A 23381-nucleotide genomic window follows, 5' to 3' on the forward strand; every position below is an offset into this window, starting at 1 on the left:
GTTTTAGTGCAGGCTCTTATTGTTACTAAAGATTATTTAAAACAAATTCAAAGCAAGAAATAAAAACAAAAAATTCATAAATCAGATATATGTACATACAAAATAAAGGAAATATATAGGAAAATGCAACAAAATCCTTGAAGAATTGCATAAATCTATATATAATATTAATAAAAATTTATATTTATGAAAGCAAGATAAGTAAATATAATTTTAATTATATTTCAGTAAAATATTTAGTTTAAATAAATTAAAAAATAACATTCTTTTAAAATAGAATGATAATTTTAAATGGAGAAAGGGGCAAATAAATGAAAAATAAAAGAGGCTTGCCTGTAAAGCAAGGATTATATGATCCTCAGTTTGAAAAAGACAATTGTGGAGTTGGATTTGTTGCTAGTATAAAAGGTGAAAAAACACACTCAATAGTAAAAAAAGCTCTACAAGTATTGGTTAATTTAACTCATAGAGGTGCAGTTGGTTCAGATCCTAAGACTGGTGATGGGGCAGGAATTATGCTTCAAATACCAGATGAGTTTTTTAGAATTAATTGTGATAATTTAGGTATTGAGATTCCTAAATTTGGTGAATATGCAGTTGGGATGACGTTTTTGCCTAAAGAACCTGCTTTGAGGTATCAATGTGAAGGTATCTTTGAAAGAATAATTGAAGAAGAAGGGCAAAAGGCTTTAGGGTGGAGAGATGTTCCTACAGACAATAGGTGTATTGGGGAAACAGCAAAGGGAACTGAACCAATAATTAGACAGATTTTTGTACAAAAATCCGACTGTTCACAAAAAGAATTCGAAAGAAAGCTTTATATCATAAGAAAAAGAGCAGAAAATGAAGTAAGAAAATTAGTAGAAAGAAATAGTGAATATTTTTATATATGTAGTTTTTCAAGTAGGACTATAATTTATAAAGGATTGCTTTTAGCCGATCAGATAAGTGGTTTTTATCTAGATTTGAATGATATAAATTTTAAAACAGCTATTGCTCTTGTTCATCAGCGTTTTAGTACAAATACTTTTCCTACTTGGGATTTAGCGCAGCCTTTTAGATATTTAGCTCATAATGGAGAAATAAATACTATAAGAGGAAATAGAAATTGGATGAATGCAAGAGAAGGAGTGTTAAAATCAGAGGTATTTGGAGAAGATATATCAAAAATATTTCCTGTAATCGATCCAAATGGAAGTGATTCAGCATCTTTAGATAATGTGTTTGAGCTTCTTACAAATGATGGAAGAGATGTAGTACATGCTATGAGAATGCTTATTCCAGAAGCATGGAATGGAAATGAATTTATTACAGAGGATGAGAAGGCGTTCTATGAATATCATGCATCACTCATTGAACCATGGGACGGCCCTGCTGCTGTATTTTTTACAGATGGAGAAAAAATAGGAGCAACTCTTGATAGAAATGGATTAAGACCAGCAAAATATGTAATTACAAAAAATGGGCTTATCGTAATGGCATCGGAACTAGGTGTTCTTCAATTTAGTCCAGAAGAAATAGTTAAAAAAGGAAGATTAGAACCGGGGAAAATGCTTCTAGTAGATACTAAGAAAAATAAGATATTAGAAGATGAAGAAATTAAAAGGCAACTTTGTTTAAATAAATCTTATAAAGAGGTAGTTAATAAAAATAGACTTAATTTGAATTGTTTTGACATTGTAGAAGAAAATATAAAAATAAGTTCAGAAGGATTAAGAGAAAAACAACAAGCTTTTGGATATTCTATAGAAGATTTAGAGGTTATATTAAAGTATATGGGGGAAAACGGAAAAGAACCTATAGGGTCTATGGGAAATGATACCCCTCTTGCAGTTTTATCAGACAAGCCCCAGCTTTTATTCTCATATTTTAGGCAGCTTTTTGCGCAGGTCACAAATCCACCTATAGATTCTATAAGAGAGGGAGTTGTTATGTCTCTTGCTAATTATATAGGATCACAGGAAAATATTTTAAGTAAGGAAACTTCTAGTAAACCATTTATTGAAATAGAGAGACCTATTTTATCTAATAAAGAAATGTCAATAATAAAAAATCTTAGAACTAAGGATTTTAAGTCCACAACAATACCTATAACATTTAAGGCAGATAGTGGAGTAGAAGGTTTCAAAGAGGCATTGAAATTAATATGTGAGAGAGCCTCAAAACGTGTTTCAGAAGGATATAATATTTTAATTTTAAGTGATAAAAAGGTAGATGGATATGAAGCTGCGATACCAAGTCTTCTCGCTGTATCTGCTGTACATCATTATTTGATAGATAAAAAAAGCAGAACAAAAGTTTCAATAATTGTTGAAACTGGAGAACCGAGAGAAACTACTCACTTTGCACTCCTTATAGGATATGGAGCAACTGCTATTAATCCATATCTTGCTTATGAAAGTATAGAAAATATGGTTAATGAAAAAGAGATTGAAAAAGTAACTGCTAAAGAAGCTATCAGGAATTATATAAATGCTATTTGTAATGGTTTATTAAAAATTCTATCTAAAATGGGAATATGTACAATTCAAAGTTACCATGGAGCACAAATATTTGAAGCGCTTGGTTTAAGTGAGGAATTTATAAAAGAATATTTTAAAGGTACTCCATCTAGAATAGGTGGAATTGATATAAAAGATACAGCACAAGAGGTGTTGGCAAGACATAAGATAGCATTTAATAGACTTAGAAAACCTGTATCAGAACTTCATAGTGGAGGATTATACTCTTGGAGAAAGGATGGAGAATTTCATTTATTTAATCCAGAAACAATATATAAGCTTCAATTGGCTACAAGAACAAATAATTATAAAATTTACAAAGAATATGCAGAACTTATAAATAACCAGAGCAAAAATTTATGTACTATAAGAGGTTTATTTAACATTAAGAAAGGAACCCCAATTTCTATAAATGAAGTAGAGCCAGTATCTGAAATTGTAAAGAGATTCTGTACTGGAGCTATGTCATTGGGCTCAATAAGTAGGGAAGCACATGAAACTATAGCTATTGCCATGAATAAACTTGGAGCTAAGAGTAATTCAGGTGAAGGGGGAGAAGATGAAGAGAGATATAGAGTTGATAGCAAAGGACAAAGCAAAAGAAGTGCAATAAAGCAGGTAGCATCATCAAGATTTGGAGTTACAACTAACTATCTAGTTAATGCAGATGAACTTCAAATTAAAGTAGCTCAAGGAGCTAAACCAGGTGAAGGAGGACATCTTCCAGGAAAAAAAGTTGATGAATATATAGGGAAAATAAGGCATTCTACACCTGGGGTAGATTTGATTTCACCTCCACCTCATCATGATATATACTCTATAGAGGATTTAGCACAGTTAATTTATGATTTAAAATCTGTAAACTCAAGCAGTAGAATAAGTGTAAAACTTGTGTCGGAGGTTGGAGTTGGGACTGTTGCTGCAGGAGTTGCAAAAGCACATGCTGATGTAATATTAATAAGCGGACATGATGGAGGAACTGGGGCAGCTCCCTTATCATCAATAAGAAATGCTGGAATACCATGGGAAATTGGTCTTTCAGAAACTCATCAAGTTCTTATGCTGAATAATTTAAGAAGTAGAGTTAGACTTCAAACGGATGGACAAATAAAAACTGGTAGAGATGTTGTGATTGCAGCTTTACTTGGTGCCGAAGAGTTTGGATTTGCAACAACTGCCTTAGTAATTTTAGGATGTACTTTGCTTCGTAAATGTCACTGTAATACTTGTGATATGGGAATAGCAACACAAGATCCAGAATTGAGAAAATGTTTTAAGGGAAAGCCAGAGTATTTAATAAATTTCTTTACTTTCATAGCAGAAGAAGTTAGAGAGTATATGGCACAACTCGGATTTAGGACAATGAATGAAATGATAGGACAAGTAGATAAGATAGAAGTTAAGAAAGCGGTAGATCATTTCAAAGCAAAAGGACTTGACTTATCTAATATTTTATATAGACCAGATATGCCAAAGAGGATAAAACCGTACTGTGTAGTAGCTCAAAATCATGGGATTGATGAATCTATGGACCATCATTTAATAGAAGTTGCACAGTCAGCGCTTGAAAGTAAAAAGAAAGTTATAGGCAGTTTTGAAATAAAGAATACGGATAGAACGGTAGGTACAATGCTTAGTGGTAAAATTGCTAAGGAATATGGAGAAAAGGGGCTTGAAGAGGATACTATAATATTTGATTTCAAAGGTTCAGCAGGTCAAAGTTTTGGAGCTTTTGGAGCAAGAGGCCTTACTCTTGTACTTGAAGGAGACGCCAATGATTATGTTGGTAAAGGACTGTCTGGGGCAAAAATAATAATTAAAGTTCCTAAAGAAGCTAGTTTTAAAGCAGAGGAAAATTTTATAGCAGGTAATACAATTCTTTATGGTGCAACTTCAGGACAACTATATATTAATGGTATGGTTGGGGAACGTTTTGCTGTAAGAAATAGTGGAGCAAAGGCTGTAGTTGAAGGTGTTGGAGACCACTGTTGTGAGTATATGACGGGAGGAATTGTAGTTGTTATAGGAAAAACGGGTAGAAACTTTGGAGCAGGTATGAGCGGTGGTATAGCTTATATTTTTGATCAAGATAATAACTTTCAAGATAAATGTACTGAAAAAATGTTAGAAATACAAGAATTAAATAGCAAAGAGGATGAAAATATTGTTTATAGACTTGTAAATAATCATTATAAATATACAGATAGCAAAAAAGCTAAAGAAATTTTAGATAATTGGGATTCTTACAAGACTAAATTTAAAAAAATTATTCCAATAGCATACAAGGCCATTTTAGAAAAAATAAATAAAGACGAAAGTCTAGCTTAATAGTAAGGAGGTGCAGAGATGGGAAAGATAACTGGATTTAAGGAGTTTGAAAGAAAGAATTTCAAAAAGAGACCGGTTAAAGAAAGAATAGAAGATTATAAAGAGATTTATATACATTTAAGTGAAGAAGAAATGAAGGAGCAGGCAGCTAGGTGTATGGAGTGTGGTACACCTTTTTGTAATTGGGGATGTCCACTCGGAAATATTGCACCAGATTGGAATGATATGCTTTATAAAGGAAAAAAAGAAAAGGCATATAAAAGGCTTATTTTAACAAATAATTTTCCTGAATTTACAGGAAGAGTTTGTCCCGCTTTATGCGAAGCTGCATGTACTCTTGGCATAAATAGAGAAGCAGTTTCGGTGAGGGAAATAGAACTTACTATTATAGAGAAAGCTTTTAAAGAAGGATTAGTAAAAGCAAATCCACCTAAAATAAGGACAGAGAAAAAAATAGCGGTTATAGGTTCAGGCCCTGCTGGGCTTGCAGCGGCTTCAGAGCTTAATTCTGTAGGGCATAAGGTCACAGTTTTTGAAAAGAATGAAAAAATAGGTGGACTTTTAAGATATGGTATTCCTGATTTTAAACTAGAGAAAAATGTAATAGATAGGCGTATAACTATTATGGAAGAAGAGGGAGTAATATTTAAAACAGGAGTTGAAATCGGAGTAGATATTAAAGCAAAAGAACTTTTAAATACTTTTGATGCGTTAGTTTTAACAGGAGGTTCTAACGTTCCAAGGGATCTAGAAGTTAAAGGAAGAGAGCTTAAAGGTGTTTATTTCGCAATGGAATATTTATCTCAGCAAAATAAAAAAGTATCTAGCGAAAAATTTGAAGAAGAAGATATAAATGCTAGAGATAAAAATGTAGTAGTTATAGGTGGAGGCGATACGGGCTCGGATTGTGTTGGTACAGCTATAAGACAAGGGGCTAAAAAAGTATATCAATTTGAAATAATGCCAAAGCCAAAAGAAGAAAGAGATGACACTATGCCGTGGCCAACATATCCTAATGTATTGAAGAGTACAACTTCTCATGAAGAAGGTTGTGAAAGACAATGGAATATTTTAACTAAAGCTTTTTTAGGAGAAGATAGTAATATTAAAAAGCTATTATGTGCTAAAGTAGAATGGAATAAAGATGAAAATGGAAGAATGAGTATGAAAGAAGTTTCTAATAGTGAGTTCGAAATAGAAGCAGAGTTAGTGCTTTTATCTATGGGATTTTTACATCCAGATAAAGAAGGTATGATTGAAGAATTGGGACTAAAGCTTGATGAAAGAGGAAATGTTTTTACAAATGAAGACGGAATGACAAGTATGGATGGAGTGTTCTCAGCTGGAGATATGAGGACGGGGCAGTCTTTAGTTGTTAAATGTATTCATGATGGAAGAATGGTTGCTAAAAATGTAGATGAATATCTAATGGGAGAAAGTTTTTTAAGAGGGTAATGATTACTTCTTGAATTAGCTGTATTTTAAATATATTTGTAAAGATAAAAGAGGCTTGTATTGAAAGTATATTTCAATACAAGCCTTTTTAGTATTCAGCGTCGTTATTCAAGTATACTAATCTTTTAGCTACATAATAATTACCTTTATAGTAGAATTCACCATAGTTCATACCTTGATTAAATTTAACTATTAATATATTATATCCGTAATATTTTATTTGCTAGTTTTAAAGTATATACTATTCACATGAGTATAAGATGAAATATGTTATAATTAAACATATATTGGTATTGAATAATCTAATTGTAAGTGGTTAAAACACAAAAGCAATTTTATTTCAATGGTATTTATATAACAGGTATTGTATATTTTAATATATTAAAAAACAGATTGGAGGAAAATATTGAGTAATTCATATAATGAGTATATTAATAGATTGAAAACATATAAAAATTTAATTGAGCAAAAAAATAAATCAATATCAATTATAGGATATTTAAGACTTTTTACTGCCATAATTGGTTTAGGTGTTACATTCTATACTTTGTATATTAAGAGTTGTTATATAAGTTTGGGAGTTTTTATACTTCAATTAGCTATTTTTGTTTATTTAGTTATACAGCATGATAAAGAATTTAAAAAAAGAAGGCACTCAATAGCGTTAAAAGATATAAATGAAAAAGCGATAAATAAACTAAATGGTGGTTGGAAAAAATTTGAGGATGATGGTAGCGAATTTAAAGATGAAAAACATAACTATTCAAATGATTTAGATATATTTGGGAAAGGATCTTTATTTCAATGGATTAATAGTAGTAAAACATTTATGGGAAAAGAAAAATTAAAAAACAGACTTCTAAACCCCCTAAAAACTCATTTGGATATAAGTATGACACAGCAATCGTTGAAGGAATTGTCCATGGACTTAGATTGGAGACAACAATTTGAAGCAGAAGGGATGATTATTTCTAATAAAAGCATTAATCCTAAGAATTTATATGAATGGGCAAAAGACAGAAATGAATTATATTCTAAGTTTTGGCTTGTCTTATTGGTTAGATTATTACCAGCTACAACTATAATATTAATTATTTTGTCACTTGTTACTTCCTTAATAAATTTTAGCGTTTTACGACTTATGTTTATTGTTCAATTTTCTATTTTGTTTATAGGTTCAAAGAAAAGAAATGAAACATTTGATAGCATTTATAAATACAAAGAGAGTGTAAATGTATATTTTAAGTTATTAACTTTAATTATGAAGAAAAATTTTAAAAGTGACTATTTAAAACATATAAAAAATAATTTAGTAGTTTCTGAAAATGAATGTGCAGTGGACTCAATAAAAAGATTGTCTACTATATATAATAAAGTGTCTAATAGAAACAATCTACTTTTTATAATAGTTAATATATTATTTTTATGGGATTATCAATGTATAATAGAGTTTGAAAAATGGAGAATTAATTCAGGCAAGAATTTAGAAAAGTGGCTTGATGTTATAGGGGAATTTGAAGCGTTAAACAGTATTTCAAATATTATTTATGATAATCCACAATGGAGCATGCCTTCCATTTCAGATGGAGACTTTATAGTGAAAGCTACCAAATTAGGACACCCACTTTTAGGTGATAATAGAGTGCATAATAATATCACAATAAATAACAAAAAAAATATCTTAATAATCACAGGCTCAAATATGTCTGGTAAAAGTACATTTTTGAGAACTATAGGTATAAATTTAATATTAAGTTATATTGGTGCTCCAGTATGTGCGAAACAATTTGAATGTTCACTCATGAAAATTTTTACTTGTATGCGAACAAGTGATAATTTAGAAAACAATATATCTTCTTTCTATGCTGAAATAATAAGAATAAAGATGATTGTTGAAGGTGTGAAAGGAGACGAAAAAGTATTTTTCCTTTTAGATGAATTATTCAAAGGAACCAATTCTATTGATAGACATGATGGAGCTAAGGCGTTAATAAAACAACTAGGTGATGAAGGAGCATCAGGGCTTATTTCTACTCATGATTTAGAATTATGTGATTTAGAGCATGAATACCCTAAAATTAAAAATTATCACTTTCAAGAGTATTATTCAAATAATGAATTGAAATTTGACTATAAAATTCGAGAAGGAGTATCAACTACTAGAAATGCTCTACATTTAATTAAATTAGCAGGTATAGATTTAAAATAACTACCTAAAAATAAAAATACTAAATAAGAAAATTGCATTTAGCTATACAGTTTGCAAAATATATAGTTTTATAAAATAAAGAATATATTTAACGACAAATAGAGCTGCAAGTTAAGCAGCTCTTATTTATTTATTGCAAGATACTGTTGCAGAATGAGTAGATTAGTAAATGCTACTTCACTTTTAAAATTTTTTGTTTGTTTCAATTGTAATTATTTTACAATTAGGGTATAATTTTTCTCATACTAATAAATTGTTAAATGGATATATATATTAAAATTCTTTTAAATCAAATCTTGTCTTAAACTAAAAGTTATTTGATTGTACTTTATTTTAGTTGGAGGTTAAATAGTGAATAGTAAATATATACAATATATTGGATCTATAAAAGAGGATGAGTTAAAAAGAGAAATATTGGAATTAATTAAGTTATTTCCGGAGGTCAGAGAATATTATGATTTAAGAATAGATCCTGAATTAGAGAAGAATATGTTAGATAGATACAAGAAAGTTATAAAAAATGAATTTTTCCCAGAAAAAGAAGATATTAAGATGAGATATTCTGTGGTTAGTGAAACAATAATCGATTTTCAAAGGAGAGCGTTAATACCAGATAACTCTATCGAGTTAATGCTGTATTATGTGGAAATAGCTCTGGATTTTACTAAACTATATGGAGATATTGGAGAAAAATTTTATATAAGTGTAGAAGGAACTTTTGATAAAGCGTTAAATTATATTTTTAAGAAAGGGCTTGAAAGAAAATTTTATTCAAAGATAAAGGAACTTCTTGATAGAACATCATATATAGAAGGGGATTTTCAAACTAATATGGTAGAGATTTTTTATAAGTATTTTGATTTATGATTAATTAGTTAATTATTGAGGGATAATAAAACACAAGAATAGAATTAATTATTGCATAAAAGGAGGTAATTTGTATGGAAAATAATACTATAACCGTGAAAAATGAATTTGGAAAAATGGTAAAATTAGAAATAGTTGATGCCTTAAAAGTTGGAGACAATAAGTATGTTATAGTTTCAGAAAAAGGCTCAGATACAGCTAATGCATATAAGGAAGTTACTAAAAATGAAAAAGAAATAGAGTATGCTTCTATAGGTGGAGGCGCAGAATTTAAGAAAGTATTAGAAGCATATAATGCTAAACATAATCAATAATAATTTATGAGCTGTATAAAACAGCTCATAAATATTGATATATATTCTAAATTTTAAAGATCCAGGGTGCTATTTATTTTTTAATGTCTTTAATATCTTAACTAGTTCATTAATATGATAGTTATATACTATAGTTTCATCTGTATTATTATAACAAGTATTTTTTATTTTTATATTATATAGGTTTTCTAATTGAAGTTGGTTATTTAAGTTAAGGTTACATGGTGAGTTTATAGAATTTATAGTATATAGGTGACTATAAATATTTTGACATAGTTTGAGAGCGGAATTTAAATTTTTTATTGCTACTTCGTTGTTTTTTAGATAATTAACTTCTAAACAGTAAGAATCAAGATGTTTATCAAAAAGAAAAATTTTTTTTCTTAAATCATATAAATTAAGAGATATGTTATCATAAATCTTGTTTTTTAACATTTTAGACGTAGTAATTATAATATCTTCTTTCATTTCATTTAAATCATCTAAGTGTTTTGGTGGAAAAACAAAATAATTAACCAATACAGAGATAATAATGCCTAAAAATGTCTCCAAAAGCCTATTTATACTATAAGTTAGAGGGGCTCTATCCATTAGATTTGTCATTATAGCCAAAAAAACAATACAAGCTATGGTTGTAGATTTTTTTTTGCTTATAAAATTACATATGTATATAATTAATATTATTCCAAGGCTACATAATAAAGCATTTCCTGGTTGTATAAGGGCAAAGACAAGTCCCATTAATGCTCCTATAAAAGTTCCGATCATTCTATGTTTTCCAACATTAAACGAATCAAACATTGAACTCTGCATAGAAATTACAGCAGCGATACAAGCATAAAAAGGGTAATTAACACTAAATAATTTTAAAATAATGATACATAAAAAAACGGAAAGAGCAGTTTTAAAATTTCTCATTCCTATTTTTTCTATATTAATTTGCATTTTTTATTAACTCCTTTTGATGAATAATTTAATATGAACATAGTATATTTTATACACAATAATTAGTTTATATCAAATACCATAAAAAGAATAATATGTATTTATCGTAAGTATAATGCTTAAATGCTAGAAAAATTATGTTATAGCTAAAAATTTTCTGGATAGTTAAAAAAATATAAAAAAAGTTTGTTAAATGATTGACAAAAAAATAAAAATGTGTTATATTACAGTTACAAAGAAAAATAAAATAAATGAAACAGATTGAAAGAAAAAATAATAAAATTTTTTAGTTATTATGTGGGGGGATTGGGTATGAAAGAGATAGTAGTTAAAGAAGTATTAGGAGTGAACCCAAGTATAGAAGACGCTATAATTTTAAAAGAAATGATAAACGATAGCTTAGATGAGAGCATCACACTAGATTTTTCTGAATTACAAAGTTTACCTTGTGCATTCTTTGCTAATTTATTAACAGATATAATGTATAAAAGAGGAAGAGAAAAGGTTATTAGTAATTTAAAAGTTAAAAATTTAACCAATAAAAGAGATTTTGATAGAATATTGTTAGGAACATCTTATTGCTAATTATAGTTTATTATAAACTTTAATTATTATAAATTTTAGTTAATTATCAATTTAAAATAAATAAATCCCAAGTTTCCAAGTTATCCAAATAAAAACATCCTTTATAGTTTTCTGTAAAGGGTGTTTTTATTTTGGGATTATTTATAATAAAATATGAGTTTAGAGGTGTATTTTTAAATAGATAGACATTTTATATTTTAAATATATATGAGATAATGTATAAAATATAAGTATAATGAGATGCATAAGGAACTAGGGGGTGATACTATTATGGAAAAAGAATTGTTAAATGCTGTATTTAATAGTATTTCTGATGGAATTCTTGTTTTAAATGATAAATTACATATAATAAAATTTAATAAAATGGCTGTTCATATATTAGGTTTACTAGATAACATTTTAATGGGTAAATATATAAAAGATATATTTGATGATTATATACTATTGGAAGAGTGTTTTAAAAAGAACAGAAGTTACAAGAATCAAGATTGCACATTTACTATTAAAGAAAACAAAATTCGTTGTGTTACTAATGTATGTCCAATAATAAGTAAAGTAGAGAAAATAGGTATTGTAATAATTTTTAGAGATACTAGACATATTCATAAAGTGGTAAACAATGTAATAGGATATAGTGCCCAATATACATTTCAAGATATAGTAACCAAAAATCCATATATGAAAAAAATTATTCAATATGCCAGAAAGGCCGCTAATACAGATTGCAATATATTATTAGAAGGTAAAAGTGGTACAGGAAAAGAGGTTTTTGCTCAATCTATACATAATCATAGTAGTAGAGCTAAAGGCCCTTTTGTGGCTGTTAATTGTGCAGCTATTCCAAGAGAACTATTTGAAAGTGAGCTTTTTGGGTACGAAAAAGGAGCTTTTACAGGTGCTAAGAAAGGCGGTTATCCTGGAAAGTTTGAATTAGCAGAAGGTGGAACAATCTTTCTAGATGAGATAGGGGAATTACCTTTTGATATACAATCTAAGCTATTAAGAGTGTTAGATAATCACAAAATTGTAAGGGTAGGGTCTACTTATGAAAAAAAAATAGATGTAAGAGTGATATCAGCAACTAATAAGAAGTTATCAGAAGAAGTTAATAAAAAAAATTTTAGGTATGATCTTTTTTATAGATTAAATGTGATAGGAATACAACTTATGGAGCTTAAAGATAGACATGAGGATATAGAGATATTGGTAAGATATTTTATGAATAAGCTAAATTTAAACAATAAAAATTCAATAAAAAATATAGAAATGAGAGCCATGAAAGAACTACAGAAATATCAATGGTGCGGTAATGTAAGGGAATTAAGAAATGTAATAGAAAAAGCATATTATTTGTGTGATAAAGATAGTATAACTAGGGAATACTTACTTACTTTATTGAAGGACAAGCCTAAAATGGAACAATATTTTAAATTAGATATAAATAGCATAGCATTTAAACAGGAAAAAGAAATAGTACCTATTAAAATTTTAGAAGAGCAAAGTATAGAGAATGCACTTAAGATACTTAATGGTAATGTTGAGGAAGCGGCTAAGGCTTTAGGAATAAGTAGAGCTACCATTTATAGAAAGATCAATAAATATGGAATAGATATATTATAATAAGATGTATCGAAATGAGAATAAATATGAAATTTTCTCATTTCGAGAATAAAAAATGTATCATAATGAGAAAGTTTTTTGCGTTTTTTCATAAAGGCTTGAAAATCCTCATTTCTTAAAATGGCATGGAAAATGCTGACGTATTTTATAACAATATAGATAAATAGGAAAGGAGAGAAAGCTTATGAGAAAAAATACAAATATTAATCAAATGGTTAGAGCAGCCGTAATAATAGCATTAGGAATAGTACTGCCTATATTTTTCCATGTATTTGGACAAAATGCAGGAGCAGTTTTTTTACCGATGCATATACCTATTTTGATTGGTGGATTTATGCTTAGTCCAATATATGCTTTACTAACAGGAATAATTACTCCATTATTAAGTCATTTATTTACAGGTATGCCTCCGTTTCCAATTGTATATGTAATGATATTAGAACTTGCTGCATATGGATTTTTTACATCACTATTTTATAATCGTATAAAATTGGGAATGTATCCATCTTTAATATTAGCTATGCTAGTAGGAAGAGGTTTTAACATAGCAGGAGTATATACAATAATGCATATGATTATGGGAAAACCTTTTAAATTTAAAGTAGTTGCTACAGGGCTATTTATAAAAGGATTTCCAGGGATAGCAATACAGTTGATTCTAATACCATTAATTGTATATGGGATTAGAAGAAGCCTTTCTATAGAAAGAGATAGTAGAACAATGTAATAATGTTGCGATGCAACATTATTTTAGAGAAGAGTGAACAGTAAAGGAGGAATTTCCTCCTAGTGTTAGAAAATCTTTGAATTAAGTAAAAGAATAAGCTCATAATGAAAAATTAATTTTTCATTATGAGCTTTGTTGTTAATCTAAATAAAAGAGCTGATAAGCTCTTAAAAGCGGTAGCTTGCGGATTTATATGAAGTTTTATGTTTATTTAACTATCTAAAAAGTTAAACTATAAGCTGGAGCATAGACTCTTTTTTTATAAATATTAACGTTATAAACAGATATCATTTGCATAATTACAGCATTTAAACTATGTTTTACAAACCTTTTAATTTTAAGGTTTTGTTTACTATTTATTTTGTAAACAAAATCTTAATTTCAAATGTTGAACGCTTGAAAAATAGCGCCTTATTTTAAAATAGTTTTTCTATTTAGTTTAAAGATTTTATGACGTTAGGAAGAAAATCATCCTTTAGTGTTCCTCTCCTCCCCAATATACATTTTTAACTATATTAATTATAAAAAATCAAGGCAGAGGAACAAGATTTTCTTATATATGTAGTTAGCAGATTAAACTTTGAAGTAGCGATTAGAAGTACTTAAGGTGGAGAATTCTAAAAATTCGTAATTGCAGGAATGGACTCCTGCAGCCGAATTGCGTCATGGACGACGTATAGTGAGGGTAGGATTTTTAGAAGGCTACGCCTTTAGTACTTCTTTGCGTGCTGAAGGTTTAATGGATAACTACATATATTTAGAAAACCTATTCCTCTGCCGTTATTCATTAAGTTGTAATATTATTCTAATGCAAAGTATGTAATTATATAATGTTTTATGTAAATAAAAAATGATGAAATTAAAGCCATAGTTGAAAATATATAGATTTAATGATATAATGTGTATGTTATTGTACTCAGGGCGGGGTGAAATTCCCCACCGGCGGTGATTTTGCTATATGCAAATAAGCCCGCGAGCACTTACTTTAGTAAGTAAGGTTAGCTGACTTGGTGTGAATCCAAGGCCGACGGTATAGTCCGGATGGGAGAGGCGAAATGAATCTTTTATTTAGGTAATGTGTATTTTGTACGCTTTTATCTAATCATTTTTTGATGCACTTCTTTCTCTTATCATAAGTCCTGATAAAAATTATATTTTTAGAGAGGAGTTTTATGATGGAAAAATCATTACTATCCCAATTTGGTGAACCAATTCAACGTGTTGAAAAAGCACTACAAAATCTTAAACAAGGAAAAGGGGTACTTTTAGTTGACGACGAAGATCGTGAAAATGAAGGTGATCTTATTTTCCCAGCTGAAACTATCACAGAATCTCAAATGGCAATGTTAATTAGAGAATGTAGCGGTATTGTATGCCTTTGCCTTACATCTGAAAAGTTACGTCAACTTGAGTTGCCTCAGATGGTAACTAATAACACAAGTAAGTATCAGACAGCATTTACTGTTTCAATTGAAGCATGTGAAGGAGTAACTACAGGAGTTTCTGCTGCTGATCGTGTTACTACAATTCGCACTGCGGTAAAAGAAGGATGTAAAGCGGAGGAAATTTCTCGTCCTGGCCATGTTTTCCCTCTTTGTGCCCGTGAAAATGGTGTTTTAACTAGACGTGGACATACAGAAGGAACAGTTGATTTGATGAGTCTTGCAGGATATACACCCTCAGGAATTCTTTGTGAATTGACAAATCCTAATGGAACTATGGCAAGGTTGCCTGAAATTGTTGATTTTGCTAATAAGCATGATATGTCTGTGGTTACTATTGAGGATATTGTTCAGTATAGAACACAATCATTTGATACTGCATTGTAATTAAAAAGTTAAAATTATTTTAATATATAATAGATAGTTAAAAGACTTTAGTAATAAAAAATTTAAATTATAAAATAAAGGAACCTAATTATAGAGTTTATCTGTAGTTAGGTTCCTTTACTATTTATTGTTATAAACATGTTCCTAATGTGTTTAATCAATGGATAAGCAGTACACAAGAATGAGCTAGTATCTTATGTATAAAGAATTAAAGAGCATTTGTATATTTATAAAGTACATTATATACTCCGTCATTGTCATTACTTTGTGTAATAAAATTAGCATTTTTTTTCACATCTTCAGGAGCGTTTTCCATGGCATAACTATGATGTGCTACTTTAAACATAGGTAAGTCATTATAATAATCTCCAAAGACCATTGTGTTTTGAGGGGTGATTTTAAATTTTTCTTGAAGTATTTTTACAGCAGATCCCTTATTTATGCCTTTATTCATTATATCTATCCAATTATGTCCTGACACAACAAACTCAAGATTATCATTTAAATTTTTCTTTAAATATTCTAATATGGTTGAATTTACACCATCAGCTATATAATAAGACATCTTATATATTGGACTTCTTATTTCACTAAAAGAATTTAAAATTACTAAGGGTACCTCATTGAAATTAAATTTATCTATAAGGTTATTTGATGGATTTATTAGATATGCTTCATTTTCTCCTGCTAAAAATAATAGCTCGTCCATTCCGCAGTTGAGGGTTAGCACATCTTTTAGGTCTTCTGTAGAAATACTATTTGAATAAAGAGTTTTCCCATTATTATTATACTTAATAAGTGCTCCATTATGAGCAATAAATAACATATCGGTTTTAACTTTATTAAAATTTTTGTTCAGCTGAGAATAAAATCTTCCACTAGCGGCTACGAATTGTATATTTTTCTTGTTAAGAACATTTATTAAACTGAATATTTTTTCATTGATAGTGCCTTTATTATTTACCAAAGTACCGTCCATATCAGTTGCTATAAGTTTTATCATAAGTACCTCCTCATTTTTTAACACATTTTACATAGTTAATTGCAGAATAATGAAAATAATTGAAGAAATCATATTTTTAATTAAGTAATATAATATTGGAGTTGAATGTATTTCAATACAATTAGTTTACTGATATTTTTATTTACAATCTAATTATTAATATATTTCCTTTAAAAGAATAGACATTCCTTTTTTTATTTCATGAGTATTTACATTACTTACACTTAATCGTAATAAATTATTATTTATATAGTTATTTAAGCAAAATATCTTTGGGTTTTCAAGTAATACATTTTTAGTATTTAGTCTTTTCATAATATCTTTAGTGTTTATTCTATTAGTAATTTCAAAGCTTGCAAAAAAACCTGAGTCGGGAACATGCCATATTATATTAGGGTTACATGAATTTTTTGTTGCGTGATTAAGACAATTCATTTTTTCATAATATATTCTTCTAAGCTTTTTTATATGGGAATTAAACATGCCGCTTTTTATGTAAATTTCTAAGGAACCTTGTAAAAGTAAGGATGTATTTAGATCACTCCATCTTTTATATTTTTCGAAAGTTTTTGATAATAATTTTGGAAGTACAACTGCTGAAATTTTCAACCCAGGAAATACTATTTTTGAATAACTTTTTAAATATATCACCCTTGATGAAAAATCTAAGGAATATATAGGGTCACACTTTTTGTTAACTTCTAAATCAGCAAGATAATCATCTTCAACTATATAAACATTATATTTTTTAGCTAATTCTAATATTTGCTTTTTATCATTTTTAGAATACGAAAAACCTGTTGGATTATGAAATCTTGGGATAGTGTAAAAAAATTTAATATTAAAATCTTTGAATATTCTTTCAAGTTCATCAAAATTTATTCCATTACAATCTCTTTTTATACCGATAGTATTTATATTGTTAAGTTCTAATGATTTAATAATTCCATAATATGTAGGTTGTTCTATAAGTACATTGTCTTTAGAATTTGGAAAAGGCATCATCGTTAATATATTGATAGCTTGTTGTAAACCTGAGGTTATAAATGTACAATGCTTATTTGTGAATACTTGGTAGTCTTGAAGCTGTTTTACTATGACATCTATTAAATTTTCAAGTCCTTGTGTATTAGAATAAAAAAGAAGATTTTCTTTATACAATTTAATTGCTTGATTTAAGCAATGCTGAAGTTCATCATAGGGCAAAATTCTACCATCAGGTGCAGATGTACAAAAATCTATATTTCTATTTAAACTATTATTGTCTAAATTTAAATTATTTTTAATAAGATAGTGTCCACTTTTAGGTATTGAGTATACTATGTGTTCTTTTTCTAATAAATCATATACTTTAACAACAGTGATTTTACTACATTGAAATTTATTGCAAATATTTCTTATAGATGGTAACTTTTCACCTGGCTTAATATTTTTTATTAATATCTCTTTTTTCATATAGTTTAGAATGGTTTTATATTTCATAAAGGAATCCTCTTTCTACAATCTGTACTAGCCCACATTAAAATTTTTATTCTTGCTTGAAATATATATTTTTTTTATACTTTAACTGTACTATAAAAATATTACATAAACAAACTTAATGATTAGCTAATCATATATAAATTTAATAAACACTAATTTATAAAGATTTTCGTTGTATTAAGCAAGTATGAAAATTAGCTTTAATAATCACTAAAAGGAGTATTGGGTATGAAATATTTATATATTAAAAATAAAAGACAAATTATATCAAAAAAAAATGATACTAATTTAAGATATACTAAATTGACCTTTATTTTAGGGCTTGCTGGTTTTATTTCTGCTGCTGATAATTGGTTTATATCCCCTTCACTTCCTGCAATTGCAGATGGATTTCATGTACCAATTTCTAAGGCCGGGATTATATTAACAGCATATATGATACCTTATGGAATAATGCAACCTGTATATGGTTTCTTAAGTGACATGTGCAGTAAAGCTAAAGTACTTAGATGGATTGTGTGTGGACTTGCTGTAGGTACTGCTGGTTGTGCACTTTCCAGTTCTTTAAGTATATTATTAATTTGGAGAGTAATTGCAGGCTTTTTTGCCGCTGGAATTATAGCAGTATCATTAGCTTTAATTGGTGATACAATGCCAAATTGTGAACGTCAAGTTTATGTTGGAAAATTTATGGGTATTGTTTTTCTTGGGCAAGGATTAAGTTCTGGACTAGGTGGAGCTTTGACCAAATACTTTAGCTGGCGTACAGCCTTTGTTTTTTTTACCGGGGCAGCCATATGTACCGTGTTTTTTTTATATAAGCTTCCTAATGATTCTCCTATTTCCGCGCAACATAGATTTTTTTCCCAAGCCAAAGAAGTAATATTTACGAATAAGGGCAGGATAGTATTTCCATCGGCTTTATTAGCAGGATTTCTATTACTTGGATTATACAGTTATTTGGGTGCTTTTATACATGATGTTATAGGGCTAGATTATTTTCAAGTTGGAATTATAATAATGTTTTACGGTTTTGCATGTGTGATCGCAGGTTCTCAAGTAGGTAAATTAGTGAAGAGGGTTGGACAAAAGAAAGTAATTTTAATAGGAGGATGTTTAGCTCTATGCTCATCTTTACTATTAATGTTTTTTTCGTGCTGGCAAGCTGTATGGATATCAACAGTTAGTTTGGGATTTGGATATATTTTTATTCAATCTACATTAGCAACTATAGCTTTTGATATAGTATCAGAAAGTAGAGGAATTTCTTCGGGATTAATTGGATTATGTCTTTTTAGTGGCGGAGGATTAGGTACTGCTTTTAGTGGATGCTTGCTTTCACAAGCAACTTATAGAACTCTTTGGACTGTTATGACTTTTGGAATTATTTCTTTTGTATTAATTGTAGGCAAACTAAAGTTTGATAAAATATAGAGCGAAATGTTTATACTATGTTTAGTTTTTTAGGCATAAAAAACAAATAAATACTATATTAATTGAAGTTGTTTGAATAGTTTGATAGAATCAAAGTGGATTGATAAAAATTAATGCAAATCGAAAATAATATTGCATTAATATAAAAATAAACACGGGGGTGGAGTATGATATGAGATATATTGATTTAAGGAGTGATACAGTCACAAATCCTACAGACGAAATGAGAGAAGCTATGTTTAAGGCAGAAGTAGGTGATGATGTTTATGGTGATGATCCTACTATGAAAGAACTTGAAGAATATGGAGCAAAAATAGTAGGAAAAGAGGCTGCCTTATTTGTTCCAAGTGGAACGTTTGGAAATCAACTTTCTCTTTTTACTCATTGTAATAGAGGAGAAGAAGTTATACTTGGCGATGATTGTCATATTGTAGCTCATGAAGTTGGAGCTTCTTCCGTGATTGCGGGTGTTCAACTTAGAACAATATTGAGTAACAAAGGAGAGTTAGATCCAAAAGAGGTAGAAAAAAGGATAAGAAGGGCAGATGAAGATATACATTTTCCAGGTACCGGTCTTATTTGCTTAGAAAATGCACATTCGAATGGAAGAGTTATATCTTTAGAAAATATGAAGGAGATATATGATATAGCTAAGAAACATAACTTACCTGTTCATTTAGATGGAGCTAGGTTATTTAATGCAGCAGAGTACTTAAAAGTTGATGCTAGCGAAATAGCAAAATGCTGTGATTCTGTTATGTTTTGTTTATCAAAGGGACTATGCGCTCCTGTAGGTTCTATATTAGCTGGTAGTAAAGAGTTTATAGATAAGGCAAGAAAAAAGAGGAAATTGATGGGGGGAGGACTTCGTCAAGCTGGCTTTTTAGCAGCAGCAGGTCTTGTGGCACTAAAAGAACAAGTGAAGTGCCTAAAGAATGATCATGAAAATGCAATCTTCATGGGAGAAGAGCTTTCAAGGATAAAAGGAATAGAGGTTAGAAAAGAGGATATACACATAAGCATGGTATTTTTCTCAATAAAGAATACTGGTTGTAGTAGTGAAAAATTTGTTGATGGTCTACTTGAAAAGGGAATAAAAATTAACGGAGAAGAAAATGGGGAGATAAGATTTGTAACTAATTACTGGGTTACTAGAGAAGATGTTATTTATGTAATAAAGTGTGTAAAAGAATTGGTGAAGTGAATTTTTGGAGGAGTAAGATTGATAGGCATAAAAACAGAAGATATAAAAATGGCAAAAGGATATTTAATAGAAAATAGAGTATCTTTAGTAATTGTGAAAGATGGACAAGTTATTATAGAAGAGGTAGATAGAGGAATAAAGCCGTTATTCAAAGCTGTTTTAGAAAAAGCTGAATTTATTGATGGTGGAGCACTTGCAGATAAGGTCATAGGAAAAGCAGCAGCTATGTTAGCTGTAAAAGGGAATATAAAAAATATATATGCAAAAATGATTAGTGAAAGTGCCATTCAAGTTTTAAATGATAATGGTATACCTGTAGAATATGAGTTGAAAGTTCCTTATATATTAAATAGAGATAAAACAGATTCATGTCCTGTAGAAAAAATGGCTAAATATGAAGATGATACTGAGATGCTTATAGAAAAAATAAAAGTTTTTTTAGGGTACTAGTTTTTATTACAAAGTCTTAATGTAAATACACATTTTACTTAAAATTAGTTATATATAATTTAAAAATAAGATTTTTGAAAAAATTACCTACTCATAGTGAGAATTATCTTTATATTAACTAAATAAACAATTTTTAAAATATACTAAATTTCTTTGCGAAAGCTATTGACAAATGAAATTTTTGTATATATAATGTTAATAAGAATTTTAATAATTCATTATAGTAAAGTGAAGACGGAGAGAAAAATACTTTGTTTTTAACTACAGAGAGCCAACATATGCTGGAAGTTGGTGTTAATATAAGTATATAATGATCACTCCTGAGCTGCCAAATTGAAAGAAAGTTTTGAGTAAATAAGGCCGGTAGTCACCGATATCTGACTATGGTTAGGTAAATTTCTAGAAATTTACGTCGACCTGAATAATGAGTCATTTCAATAGAAATGTAAACTAGGGTGGTACCACGAAGATAATCTCTCGTCCCTATGAAATATATAATATATTTCATAGAGTCGAGAGTTTTTTATTTACAAATAAAAAAATGTTTTTGTGTTTATTATTAAGTTAATTAATAGAGGGGCAAAAGTGAACACAAAAACAGTAAAAAAAATCAAAAAAAGTATTATATAGTAAAATTATTAAGGGGGCTTTATAATATGAAGAGAGATAATTTCGGGTCGAGAATGGGTATCTTGGCAGCAGCAGCAGGTTCTGCAATAGGTTTGGGTAATATATGGAAATTTCCATATATTACAGGTAAAAATGGTGGGGCAGCATTTATATTAGTTTATTTAGCTTGTATTGCTTTAGTTGGAGTTCCTATTATGCTTACAGAATTCGCATTAGGTAGAAAAACTCAAAAAAATGCAGTTGGAGCATATAAAGAAATAGAACCTAATAAACCTTGGCATCTATCTGGATTTTTAGCAGTATCTACAGCATTTATTATATTATCTTTTTATGCAATCATAGCTGGGTGGGTATTTGCTTATATATCAAGAGGTTTGTCCGGTAAACTAATGGAAGTAGCACCAGAGCAATTAGGTGATTATTTTGGTGGAATAATCTCAAGTGTTAGTGAACCGATGATTTGGACTTTTATGGTAATCGCATTAACTGCCACTATTGTTTTAGCTGGTGTTAAATCAGGAATAGAAAAATGTAGTAAAGTTTTAATGCCTGTATTAATATTAATATTAGTAGCATTAATGATAAGATCAGTAACTTTAGATGGGGCTTCAAAAGGATTAGAATTTTTGTTTAAACCTGACTTTTCACAGTTAACTAAAGATGGAGTTCTGGAAGCATTAGGACATTCTTTTTACTCTTTAAGCTTAGGCATGGGTATTATAATGACTTATGGTAGTTATATAAATAAAAAGGAAAATCTTCTTAAGTTAGCCGTTCAAGTAACTATAGCAGATACATTGATTGCTTTAATGGCAGGGGTAGTTATATTCCCAGCAGTATTTGCTTATGGTTTTAAGGCAAGTTCTGGTCCAGGACTAATATTTATAACTCTTCCAGCTGTATTTAAAGCTATGCCATTAGGAGGGTTCTTTGCAACTTTATTCTTTATATTAGTTGCTATAGCTGCAATAACTTCAACTATATCATTAATGGAAGTAGTGGTTGCATTTGTTACAGAACAATTTAATATTAGTAGAAAGAAAGCTGCAATAATGATAGCTTTAGCATTGTTTGCTCTTTCTATACCTAGTAATATGTCTATGGGACCTTGGGCAGAGTTTAAAATCTTTGGCAAAAACTTCTTTGACTTTCTTGATTTCTTAACATCAAATATATTCTTACCTGCAGGTGGAGTTTTAGTTTCTGTTTTTGCGGGATGGATATGGGGTACAAAAAATGCTGTTAAAGAAATTGAGAGTGATGGATTACATTCTTTTAGGTGGACTAGAGTATATAATTTTGCAGTAAAATTTCTTGCACCAGTAGCAATAATGGTTATTTTTGTACATTCTACAGGAATAATGGATTACTTTAAAGGTGAAAGTGCAGAAGGAATGAGTTCTAGTGTATTATACTTTATAGGGGCAATATTAGTATTTCTAGGGGTAGTTGCATTAAGATTCTTGAAAGTTAAAAGGGAAAGTTCTAAAGAGTAAATAATAATTAAAATTTAATATGGGTTATTCATTTATGAGATAATGATAGGGTTAAGTCTATTTATGACTTAACCCTATTCTGGGTTTCAGGCTGTTTGTGTTCTATGAAAGTTGAGTTGTTAATAAACATAATGATAAAATATGTATTATAATAAACTGTTAATTTCATATAAATATGCAAAAATAATTTATGAAGTTAATATATATCTGGTATTGTTATAGGTTATATAAACAATAGTAGGTAACTTTAGTATTTTGAATTGTTGAAAAAATCAAATGTAATTTTAATAAGAGAGGGTGGA

Annotated in this window: 16 protein-coding genes, 1 riboswitch and 1 other annotated feature; of the genes, 13 read left to right on the forward strand and 3 right to left on the reverse strand. The window is 29.1% G+C overall.

Features of this window, described 5'->3' with window-relative positions:
• Positions 1-311: 311 nt before the first annotated feature.
• The 5 genes from gltB (at position 312) to OW729_RS02655 (ending at position 9674) form a co-directional block, all read left to right on the forward strand.
• Positions 312-4829: a glutamate synthase large subunit gene (gltB, locus tag OW729_RS02635; RefSeq protein WP_268059878.1), complete on the forward strand. Its 4518-nt coding sequence runs from the start codon at positions 312-314 to the stop codon at positions 4827-4829.
• Positions 4830-4847: 18 nt separating this feature from the next.
• On the forward strand, positions 4848-6284 hold the full coding sequence (locus tag OW729_RS02640) for a glutamate synthase subunit beta (RefSeq protein WP_268059879.1): 1437 nt from the start codon (positions 4848-4850) through the stop codon (positions 6282-6284).
• A gap of 406 nt (positions 6285-6690) precedes the next feature.
• Positions 6691-8493: a MutS family DNA mismatch repair protein gene (locus OW729_RS02645; protein ID WP_268059880.1), complete on the forward strand. Its 1803-nt coding sequence runs from the start codon at positions 6691-6693 to the stop codon at positions 8491-8493.
• 351 nt (positions 8494-8844) lie between these two features.
• The gene (locus tag OW729_RS02650) at positions 8845-9360 is read left to right on the forward strand and encodes a DUF6155 family protein (protein WP_268059881.1); all 516 of its coding nucleotides are present in this window, start codon (positions 8845-8847) and stop codon (positions 9358-9360) included.
• 74 nt (positions 9361-9434) lie between these two features.
• A complete protein-coding gene (locus tag OW729_RS02655) occupies positions 9435-9674 on the forward strand; it encodes a DUF1292 domain-containing protein (protein ID WP_268059882.1) in 240 nt (79 codons plus the stop codon).
• A gap of 69 nt (positions 9675-9743) precedes the next feature.
• Here OW729_RS02655 and OW729_RS02660 read toward each other — a convergent pair whose 3' ends face one another.
• A complete protein-coding gene (locus tag OW729_RS02660; RefSeq protein WP_268059883.1) occupies positions 9744-10619 on the reverse strand; it encodes an FUSC family protein in 876 nt (291 codons plus the stop codon).
• Between the two features lie 312 nt (positions 10620-10931).
• Here OW729_RS02660 and OW729_RS02665 point away from each other — a divergent pair, with 312 nt between their 5' ends.
• The 4 genes from OW729_RS02665 (at position 10932) to ribB (ending at position 15380) form a co-directional block, all read left to right on the forward strand.
• Complete coding sequence (locus OW729_RS02665) at positions 10932-11204, forward strand: STAS-like domain-containing protein (RefSeq protein WP_268059884.1); 273 nt, start codon at positions 10932-10934, stop codon at positions 11202-11204.
• Positions 11205-11474: 270 nt separating this feature from the next.
• Complete coding sequence (locus tag OW729_RS02670) at positions 11475-12824, forward strand: sigma-54 interaction domain-containing protein (RefSeq protein WP_268059885.1); 1350 nt, start codon at positions 11475-11477, stop codon at positions 12822-12824.
• A 184-nt stretch (positions 12825-13008) separates the two neighbouring features.
• Positions 13009-13551 (forward strand): ECF transporter S component, encoded by a 543-nt coding sequence (locus OW729_RS02675; protein WP_268059886.1) that lies wholly within the window; start codon positions 13009-13011, stop codon positions 13549-13551.
• A 908-nt stretch (positions 13552-14459) separates the two neighbouring features.
• Positions 14460-14607: riboswitch (FMN riboswitch) on the forward strand.
• A gap of 119 nt (positions 14608-14726) precedes the next feature.
• Positions 14727-15380, forward strand: a complete 654-nt coding sequence (gene ribB / locus OW729_RS02680; RefSeq protein WP_268060027.1) for a 3,4-dihydroxy-2-butanone-4-phosphate synthase — start codon at positions 14727-14729, stop codon at positions 15378-15380.
• Positions 15381-15588: 208 nt separating this feature from the next.
• Here ribB and OW729_RS02685 read toward each other — a convergent pair whose 3' ends face one another.
• Both OW729_RS02685 and OW729_RS02690 read right to left on the reverse strand, forming a co-directional pair.
• Entirely contained in the window at positions 15589-16383 is a 795-nt protein-coding gene (locus OW729_RS02685) for an HAD family hydrolase (RefSeq protein WP_268059887.1), read from the reverse strand.
• 156 nt (positions 16384-16539) lie between these two features.
• Positions 16540-17865 (reverse strand): aminotransferase-like domain-containing protein, encoded by a 1326-nt coding sequence (locus tag OW729_RS02690; protein ID WP_268059888.1) that lies wholly within the window; start codon positions 17863-17865, stop codon positions 16540-16542.
• A gap of 228 nt (positions 17866-18093) precedes the next feature.
• On the opposite strand from OW729_RS02690, the gene OW729_RS02695 reads away from it, so the two are divergent.
• From OW729_RS02695 to OW729_RS02710, 4 genes are all read left to right on the forward strand, one after another.
• Entirely contained in the window at positions 18094-19299 is a 1206-nt protein-coding gene (locus tag OW729_RS02695; RefSeq protein WP_268059889.1) for an MFS transporter, read from the forward strand.
• A 172-nt stretch (positions 19300-19471) separates the two neighbouring features.
• A complete protein-coding gene (gene ltaE / locus OW729_RS02700; protein WP_268059890.1) occupies positions 19472-20503 on the forward strand; it encodes a low-specificity L-threonine aldolase in 1032 nt (343 codons plus the stop codon).
• An 18-nt stretch (positions 20504-20521) separates the two neighbouring features.
• Positions 20522-20953 (forward strand): DUF1893 domain-containing protein, encoded by a 432-nt coding sequence (locus OW729_RS02705; RefSeq protein WP_268059892.1) that lies wholly within the window; start codon positions 20522-20524, stop codon positions 20951-20953.
• A 222-nt stretch (positions 20954-21175) separates the two neighbouring features.
• Positions 21176-21441, forward strand: a binding site (T-box leader).
• Between the two features lie 168 nt (positions 21442-21609).
• Positions 21610-23079 carry a sodium-dependent transporter gene (locus tag OW729_RS02710; protein ID WP_268059893.1) on the forward strand — a complete coding sequence of 490 codons (1470 nt, stop codon included), beginning with the start codon at positions 21610-21612 and terminating at the stop codon, positions 23077-23079.
• Positions 23080-23381 lie beyond the last annotated feature (302 nt).

Origin of the sequence: Clostridium brassicae (assembly GCF_026738875.1) — a bacterium.
GTDB classification, from domain to species: domain Bacteria; phylum Bacillota; class Clostridia; order Clostridiales; family Clostridiaceae; genus Clostridium_H; species Clostridium_H brassicae.

Bases quoted from the DNA above. Each gene is read 5' to 3' on its own strand.
- OW729_RS02710 (WP_268059893.1), top strand. From the start codon at position 21,610: ATGAAGAGAGATAATTTCGGGTCGAGAATGGGTATCTTGGCAGCAGCA.
- ltaE (WP_268059890.1), top strand. From the start codon at position 19,472: ATGAGATATATTGATTTAAGGAGTGATACAGTCACAAATCCTACAGAC.
- OW729_RS02655 (WP_268059882.1), top strand. From the start codon at position 9,435: ATGGAAAATAATACTATAACCGTGAAAAATGAATTTGGAAAAATGGTA.
- ribB (WP_268060027.1), top strand. From the start codon at position 14,727: ATGGAAAAATCATTACTATCCCAATTTGGTGAACCAATTCAACGTGTT.
- OW729_RS02695 (WP_268059889.1), top strand. From the start codon at position 18,094: ATGAAATATTTATATATTAAAAATAAAAGACAAATTATATCAAAAAAA.
- gltB (WP_268059878.1), top strand. From the start codon at position 312: ATGAAAAATAAAAGAGGCTTGCCTGTAAAGCAAGGATTATATGATCCT.
- OW729_RS02670 (WP_268059885.1), top strand. From the start codon at position 11,475: ATGGAAAAAGAATTGTTAAATGCTGTATTTAATAGTATTTCTGATGGA.
- OW729_RS02660 (WP_268059883.1), bottom strand. From the start codon at position 10,619: ATGCAAATTAATATAGAAAAAATAGGAATGAGAAATTTTAAAACTGCT.
- OW729_RS02640 (WP_268059879.1), top strand. From the start codon at position 4,848: ATGGGAAAGATAACTGGATTTAAGGAGTTTGAAAGAAAGAATTTCAAA.
- OW729_RS02675 (WP_268059886.1), top strand. From the start codon at position 13,009: ATGAGAAAAAATACAAATATTAATCAAATGGTTAGAGCAGCCGTAATA.
- OW729_RS02665 (WP_268059884.1), top strand. From the start codon at position 10,932: ATGAAAGAGATAGTAGTTAAAGAAGTATTAGGAGTGAACCCAAGTATA.
- OW729_RS02690 (WP_268059888.1), bottom strand. From the start codon at position 17,865: ATGAAATATAAAACCATTCTAAACTATATGAAAAAAGAGATATTAATA.
- OW729_RS02685 (WP_268059887.1), bottom strand. From the start codon at position 16,383: ATGATAAAACTTATAGCAACTGATATGGACGGTACTTTGGTAAATAAT.